The organism is Nocardia donostiensis (genome assembly GCF_002081715.1).
Classification (GTDB): domain Bacteria; phylum Actinomycetota; class Actinomycetes; order Mycobacteriales; family Mycobacteriaceae; genus Nocardia; species Nocardia donostiensis.
The window spans coordinates 121,523-128,345 of sequence record NZ_MUKP01000014.1 but is presented as its reverse complement, the minus strand read 5'-3'; the positions used below and the strand labels follow the sequence as shown (position 1 = coordinate 128,345).

Here is a 6,823-nt window from a genome sequence, read left to right as displayed (position 1 = left end):
GGGAACAGCGCGCCGTCCACCGCCAGCGCCACCCCCTGGCAAGGCAACTCCAGTCGTTCCAGTAGTTGACGCACGGTGAGCGGGTCGGTGAACTCGTGGTCGCGCCCGTTCACGGTGACACCGATGGGCACGGTTGTGATGGTCATCGAACTCCTCCTGCGGATGTCGAAAGAGCCGGCGCGCCGTGCGCCGGGAAACGTCGCGGATCGGCGAGCCGCGCCGCGGGCAGCGGGTCGCCGCGCAGTTCGGCCACGGTGGCTTCGGCGGTGAGCGCGGTGGTCAGCATGCCGTTGCGACCGTGCCCGGTGGCGGCGAATACCCGCTCGTCGAGCCTACCGATGAGCGGCAGATTGTCAGGGGTGCCCGGACGCGAACCCGCGCTTGCCTCGGCCAGTTCGTATTCGCCGATGCCGGGCAGGATCGCCTCGGCGTCGGCGATCAGATCACGGACACCGGCCACGGTAACGGTGGTGTCGAACCCGGCCTCGTACTGGGTCGCGCCGACCACGAGCCCGTCCGCGCGGGGCACCAGGTACACGGGCCTGCCGTGTACACGCGCCCGGATCACGCTCGCGGGCGGCGGCTGCGCGCCGGGCCGATGCCGCAGGCGCAGGATTTCCCCCTTGACCGGCCGCACCGGCAACCCTGGCCACAGCCGGGCCGATGCCGCGCCCGCGGCCAGCACGATCCGGTCGTGCGACAGGTCGCCGAGCGCGGAAACCGTTTCCCCGCGGAATTCGACCCCGGCCGCAGCGGCCGCCTGCCGCAACGCCGTGACCAGCAGCCGGTTGTCGATCGCGGGTTCGGCCGAAGCCAGCAGTCCCGCGCGGACGGTGCGGGCGAGCGCCGGTTCCAGCGCGCGCACCCCGGCACGGTCCAGGAGGCGCATATCGTGTCCGTGACCGCCGACCCAGTCCGCGACGGTGCGCAGATCGGCGACGTCGGCGGCGTCCAGTGCCACCGTCAATGTCTGGTCGGCGACGAAAACCCCGGTGCCGGTCGCAGCTCGGAGCCGGGCGGCGAATTCCGGCCAGCAAGCGAGCGCGGCCGCGCCGAACTCCAGCACCGCGTCCTCACCGGGCCATCCTTCCGACAGCGGGGCGAGCATGCCCCCGGCAACCCAGGACGCGCCCGAGCCGGGAGCCGGATCGAAGAGGGTCACCCGCCAGCCCGACTCGGCGGCCCGCCAGGCCACCGCGAGACCGATGGCGCCGCCACCGACGACGGCCAGAGTCCGCATCCCGTTCCACCTCCTGCTCGCTTCCCCACGGTAGCGCGGCTACGGTCATAGGCGTGCAACCGTCCCACGCCCACCGTCCGCTGCCGCCGCGGGACCGACTGGCGACCGCACGGCTGTATCTGTGCACCGATGCCCGTCGCGACAAAGGTGATCTGGCCCGTTTCGCCGAGGCCGCGCTCGCAGGCGGGGTCGATATCATCCAGCTCCGCGACAAGGGCTCGCCCGGAGAAGAGCAGTTCGGCCCGTTGGAGGCCAAAGCCGAACTGGGTGCCCTCGCCGAGCTGAAAGCCGCCACCCGCCGCCATGGCGCGCTGCTCGCGGTGAACGACCGCGCCGATCTCGCACTGGCCGCAGGCGCTGACGTACTGCACCTGGGACAGAACGACCTACCGCCCTGGTATGCCCGCCGCATCCTCGGCCCCGATGTAGTGCTCGGCCGCTCCACCCATAATCGCGCCCAAGCCGGGCTGGCCGCGATCGACGAGCACATCGACTACTTCTGCACCGGGCCGGTCTGGGCCACCCCCACCAAACCCGGGCGGCAAGCGGCCGGACTGGATCTGGTGCGCTCCACCGTCGAAGCCCACCCGACCCGCCCGTGGTTCGCCATCGGCGGCATCGACGGCACCAACCTGACTGAGGTGTTGACGGCAGGCGCCACCCGCGTGGTGGTGGTGCGTGCCATCACCGAAGCCGAGGATCCGGAAGCCGCTGCTCGCGAATTGAAAGCCGCGCTGCTCGCCAACGATCGAGCGTCCGCGCCCTGAGCTCTCAGCTCCAACCATCGGATAGCTTTCTGCTATGACTGCGCCCCGAGTAAGACCGGCCCGTACCGCTGTTCGACCACCCAGCCACATCTTCTGATCAGCGGTTCAGCAGCGCGGCGCCCTCCTCGTCAGCCGCGCCGGTCGCGGCGACGGCTGCGTGCGCATAGTGAAATGACGCCACAGCAGCTAGAGCGGGTCAGGCCAGCAACTGCCCGCGGGTGAAGGTCAATGCGACAGTGAGCGCGGTGGGCTGCCCCGGTTCCCGCGTCGGCGCAGCCGGTACCGAAACGTCTGCGTTGTTGCTCGCCGCTGCCTCGTCGCCGACGATGGCGGCCCGCTCACCCGGGCCGGCTGCCTCGGTATGTAACCAGACGAACCCCTGACCAGCGAGGTATACGGTGCGCGGCAGCGCCTCGGCCAATTCCTCCGCGTCGTCGGCGGGCACCGCGCTGAGGTCGAGGCGGGCGGGCAGCGCGCGCAGTGACGGCCATGCGGCAGCGAAACCGGGATGCAGCGGACGTTGGTCCACCTCGTCCTCCGGTACCCACGCCAGCTCGACGCTTTCACCATTCGCGCTGGTCGGCAGGGTTTCGGCGGCGTCGGCGATCACCGTGGTGTAGCTCCAGCCGCTGGGCGCGGTTGCGGTGACCCGTTCCACGCGCACCCGTACATCGCCTGCCTTGATACCGGCTTCCTCACCGGCCTCACGTACCGCCGCGTGCACCGGCGTCTCATGGCTGTCGCGGGCACCGCCGGGCAGCGCCCAGGTTCCGCCCTCATGGCTCCACGCCGCCCGGTGCTGCAGCAGTACCGCCGATCCGCCCGCACCGAGCGGCGCCCGCAGCAACAGCCCGGCCGCGCCGAAGCGTCCCCAGTGCCGCACGCCGTCCGGGCCGCGCGACCACCCGTCACCGTCTCCACGCATCTACTACCGTCCTTTTGGCCCGACCCCTTCCATCCTGCCGCACCAGGGGCGGCTTCGAGGGCCTTCTGCCGGGCCGATACGGTCGGCGGGGGTCGTTCGCGGCGCGCGCTGGGGCATTACCGAATAGGCTCCGAAACAGCGCACACGGCGCCCCTGAACGCCGGAGGTAGACATGACGCGGTCGGCAGCGGATCGGGTGGAGGCGATGCCCGAACCGGCGGCCACCCCTGAGCCGTCGAGCGGAAGCGGACGAAAACTACCGGTCCGCCCGCACACTCGCATGGTCCGGGAAAGATTGGACCCGGCGAAACTACGGTTGTTCGCGCAATCGTCGCCGGGCCGTCTCATCGGGGTCGGTCTGCTACTGACCTGCCTATGCCTGGCGGCGGGCGCGGTGACGGCGGCAACGGTCAACGAACGACAGCTCGGTTTGGATGTGCTGCTCACCGACACCGAACCGGATGCCCATGCCGCACACCGGCTCTACACCTCGCTATCGGTCGCCGACGCCGCCGCCAGTACCGCGTTCATCTCCGGCGGGCTCGAACCGGAAACGGTGCGCAACCGTTACAGCCAGGCGCTCGGTGAAGCAGGGGCGGAACTGGTCACGCTCACCGGCAACAACGGAGATGACGCGCGGCTGCGCACCGGGATCGGTGCTGGGCTGCCGGTGTATTCAGGTCTGGTGGAAACCGCGCGCGCCAACAACCGCAGTGGCTATCCGGTCGGTGCAGCGTATTTGAGCGAAGCGTCGAACCAGATGCAGAACACGCTGCTGCCGATGGCCGAACAGCTGCATCAACGACGTGCCGATGCGGTGGATTCGGCGCAGCGTCACCATGTCCGGCCGCCGTGGCTCGCGGTCCTGCTGCTGTTGCTGGCGCTGGCCGCGCTGGTCTGGGCGCAGCTGCTGCTGGCCGAGCGCTGGCATCGGATGTTCAACCCTGGCCTGTTGCTTGCTTCCGGCGCCATGCTGATCCTGCTGGCCTGGACGGTGGTCGCCGGCTCCATCTCGGCCGCATCGATGGTCAGCGGCCGAGAGGACGGCGCAGCCCCGTCGGCCCGGCTCACCGAAAGCCGCATCCTCGCCCAGCAGGCTCGTTCGGCGGAAACACTGAAACTGGTGCGCCGCGACGCCACCGGCGAATACGACCGCATCTACGACGCGAAGTTCACCCGGCTCACCGAACTACTCACGGGTCACGACGACCAGCCGTCCACCGCTGCCCGTGCCGCCCTGGAGCGGTGGCGCAAAGCACACGATCGGATGAACGCCGCATTGGACCGCGGCGACTTCACCGCGGCTGCGGCGGTTGCCACGGGCCGAGGTAAAGCCGACGCCACCGCACAGGTGGAGGCATTGGACCGGATTCTCGGCGCCGGAATTACCGAGACTCGGGAAAATTTGCGCGACAATATCTCCCAGAGCGCCCGGGTGCTCGACTATCTGACTCCCGGTGCACTGGTCCTCGCTATCGCCGCCGCAGGCTATACAGCCCTCGGCATCTGGCCCCGGTTGCGGGAGTATCGATGAGAACTACGACAACACCATTCAGCGCACCCCGTACGCCTCGACGCACAGCGGGCACGGTGCTCGCGCTGGCCGCCATCCTGCTCGCGGCCGGGTGCGGCGCGGCACCCGGCCCGCGCATCGGCGCCGAACACACCGACTACACCGAACCTCCGTTGCCCGCACAGGCCGTCCCCGTGCCCTCCGGTAGCGAATCACCAGCTGCGGCCGAACCCGACTGCGGCGACCCGACCGCGAGCCTGCGCCCCACCGGCGCGGGCCCTGGCGCGCGCGGACCGGCCCTGGACGCTATCCGGGCCAGGGGCAGGCTGGTGGTCGGACTGGACGCGGGAAGCAACCTGTTCAGCTTCCGCGACCCGGTCAGCGGTGTGATCGCCGGTTTCGACGCCGATATCGCCAGGGAGGTGGCCCGCGACCTGTTCGGCAATCCCGATCAGATCGAATTCCGCAGCCTCGGTTCCGAATACCGGGAAGAGGCGCTGGTGGATCAAACCGTAGACATGGTCGTCAAAACGATGTCCATCACCTGTGAACGGCGCGAGAATGTCGCGTTCTCCACCGTCTACCTGCAAGCCCGGCAGCGGGTGCTTGCGGTGAAGGATTCCGGAATCGACGGTCTCGACGATCTGGCAGGTAAACGCGTCTGCGTGGTGCGGGGCACCACCTCGCTCGACCACATCCGCCGGGTTCAGCCTGCCGCGGACGTGCTCACCGTACCCACCTGGGCGGACTGCCTGGTGGTGCTGCAACAGCGGCAGGTGGACGCGGTGACCACCGATGACGCGATCCTGGCCGGTCTCGCCGCCCAGGACCCCTACACCCAGCTCGTCGGCCCGAGCATCAGCGACGAACCGTACGGAATCGGCATACCCAAGGGCAACGACGACCTGGTGCGCTACGTCAACGGCACCCTAGAGCGAATCCGTAACGACGGCACCTGGGCTCGTATCTACAACCGCTGGTTGTCCGTGCTCGGCGGCACGCCGCACCCACCGGCACCCACCTACCGGGACTGACCCGCAGAACCCGGCGAACCCACGCAGCCGCGGCAACCCGGGCGGGCGGCCCTCACCCGTCTCTCCCAGTAACGCGGTCTCGGCCCGCATCGAAGCTCACCGCATCACCCAGCATGCGAACTCTCCGGCCGCTCGATCAGTGGGCGGCCACGACGGCGGCCGCGGCGCGGGCGATGGCGAGTTCTTCGTTGGTGGGTACAACCAGTACCGCGACTTCGGCGTCCGGCGGGGAGATGAAACGGGCGCGGCGCTCGTCGGCGGTATTGCGGGCCGGGTCAACGGCGATACCGAAGCGAGTGAGATCGGCGAGGGCGTCGGCGCGGACATCGGGACTGTTCTCCCCGACTCCTGCGGTGAAGGTGATGGCGTCGGCACCGCCGAGTTCGATGAGGTACGCGCCCAGGTAGCGGCGCAGGCGGTGGACGTAGACGTCGTAGGCGAGGCGGGCGGCACGATCGCCGCTGTCGATGAGGCGGCGTAGTTCGCGGAAATCGTTCACCCCGGACATGCCCTTGAGCCCGGAGTCGCGGTTGAGCAGCCGGTCGACACCGTCGACGTCGAGGTCGGCGGTGCGCATCAGATGCGGGATGATGCCGGGATCGAGATCGCCGGACCTGGTACCCATGACCAGGCCTTCCAGCGGGGTGAGTCCCATCGTGGTGTCCACCGGGCGGCCGCCGCGGATCGCCGATGCCGAGGCGCCGTTGCCGAGGTGGAACACGATCTGGTTCACCGATTCCGGGTCGCGGCCGAGCAGTTCGGCGGCGACGCAGGAAACATATTCGTGCGAGGTGCCGTGAAAGCCGTAACGGCGGATACCGTGCGCGGCAGCGACTTTCGCGTCGATGGCGTAAGTTTTCGACCGGTCTGGCAGACCGTGGAAGAACGCAGTGTCGAACACTGCCACCTGTGGGACCTCGGGCAGCAGTGCACGCACCGCTTCGATACCCATCACGTTGGCCGGATTGTGCAGCGGCGCCAGCGTCGACAGCCGCGAGATCGTTTCGACCACCCGGTCGTCGATCAGGGTCGGCTCGTAGAACACCTCGCCGCCGTGTACCACGCGATGCCCGACCGCGGTCACCGACGCTGCGGCGAGGTCGTGACCGGTTTCGGCGAACATATCGAAGGCCAGCCGCAGCCCGGCAGTGTGGTCGGTGATCGGCCCGTGATGCTCGACGGTGCGCCCGCCTGCGTGGTGTTCGATGCCGCCGGTGTCTTCCCCGATCCGCTCGACCAGTCCGGATGCGGCGACCTCACCGGTCTTCGGAGACAGCAGTTGATATTTGATCGACGACGACCCGGAGTTGACAACCAGCACCACGTCGTTACGCATCGCACCTC

7 protein-coding genes are annotated in these 6,823 nt (G+C 69.1%); 3 read left to right on the top strand and 4 right to left on the bottom strand.

Annotated elements, in window-relative coordinates; genetic code table 11:
* Both thiS and thiO read right to left on the bottom strand, forming a co-directional pair.
* A partial coding sequence (thiS, locus tag B0T44_RS28020; RefSeq protein ID WP_081512015.1) for a sulfur carrier protein ThiS occupies positions 1-146 on the bottom strand: 146 nt, incomplete at its 3' end.
* Entirely contained in the window at positions 143-1,240 is a 1,098-nt protein-coding gene (gene thiO, locus B0T44_RS12210; protein WP_077115578.1) for a glycine oxidase ThiO, read from the bottom strand. The genes thiS and thiO, both read right to left, overlap by 4 nt.
* A 53-nt stretch (positions 1,241-1,293) precedes the next feature.
* Between thiO and thiE the strand changes: the two genes are divergently transcribed.
* The gene (thiE, locus tag B0T44_RS12205) at positions 1,294-2,007 is read left to right on the top strand and encodes a thiamine phosphate synthase (RefSeq protein ID WP_077115577.1); all 714 of its coding nucleotides are present in this window, start codon (positions 1,294-1,296) and stop codon (positions 2,005-2,007) included.
* Positions 2,008-2,203: 196 nt separating this feature from the next.
* On the opposite strand, the gene B0T44_RS12200 is transcribed toward thiE, so the two are convergent.
* Positions 2,204-2,932 (bottom strand): NUDIX hydrolase, encoded by a 729-nt coding sequence (locus B0T44_RS12200; protein WP_077115576.1) that lies wholly within the window; start codon positions 2,930-2,932, stop codon positions 2,204-2,206.
* Between the two features lie 172 nt (positions 2,933-3,104).
* On the opposite strand from B0T44_RS12200, the gene B0T44_RS12195 reads away from it, so the two are divergent.
* Both B0T44_RS12195 and B0T44_RS12190 read left to right on the top strand, forming a co-directional pair.
* Entirely contained in the window at positions 3,105-4,466 is a 1,362-nt protein-coding gene (locus B0T44_RS12195; RefSeq protein ID WP_077115575.1) for a GlnX family signal transduction membrane protein, read from the top strand.
* Positions 4,463-5,479 carry a glutamate ABC transporter substrate-binding protein gene (locus B0T44_RS12190; RefSeq protein ID WP_081512013.1) on the top strand — a complete coding sequence of 339 codons (1,017 nt, stop codon included), beginning with the start codon at positions 4,463-4,465 and terminating at the stop codon, positions 5,477-5,479. Before B0T44_RS12195 ends, B0T44_RS12190 begins: the two co-directional genes overlap by 4 nt.
* Before the next feature lie 136 nt (positions 5,480-5,615).
* Here the strand turns inward: B0T44_RS12190 and B0T44_RS12185 are convergent, their stop codons facing one another.
* Positions 5,616-6,815, bottom strand: coding sequence for an acetate kinase (locus tag B0T44_RS12185; protein WP_077115703.1), 1,200 nt, complete (start codon positions 6,813-6,815; stop codon positions 5,616-5,618).
* Positions 6,816-6,823: the final 8 nt, after the last annotated feature.